General features: G+C 62.7%; 1 protein-coding gene. It reads right to left on the bottom strand.

Translation table 11 applies throughout. From position 1 onward, the window contains the following. The coding region (locus tag POF53_RS25975) for a hypothetical protein (protein ID WP_498970071.1) at positions 1 to 346 on the bottom strand (346 nt) is incomplete at both ends.

The following is a 346-nucleotide window of genomic DNA, read 5'->3' as shown; positions in this document are numbered from 1 at the left end:
AGCGACCTTGCGCTCACTGAATTGCTGATGCAGTTCGGTGAAGGCCTGGGCGACCAGCACCTTGCGCTCGTTGCTGGGGCCGGGTTTTCCCACGACCGCCTCCGTGGCTTCCAGCCAATCCTTCAGGTGCTCCATGCCCGCGTTGCGCCAGGCATTGAGTTGCTGGGTGATGCCAATGGCATCCTCCACCACCACCGCGATACCACGGGCTTCGGGTTTGCCGGCAACCGGGCCCAGCATGTACCGGGCCGCTGTCAGCGAGTGGACGCTGGTTTCACTGAACAGCTGGTTGTCCAGCAGCTTGCGCAATGAGCTGTCGGTTTCCGCAGCGAAATCGGCGACCAGA

Origin of the sequence: Mitsuaria sp. RG (assembly GCF_028369275.1) — a bacterium.
Classification (GTDB): Bacteria; Pseudomonadota; Gammaproteobacteria; order Pseudomonadales; family Pseudomonadaceae; genus Aquipseudomonas; species Aquipseudomonas peradeniyensis.
Note: the sequence above shows the minus strand (reverse complement) of the source record. Positions and strands in the feature narration are given on the sequence as shown.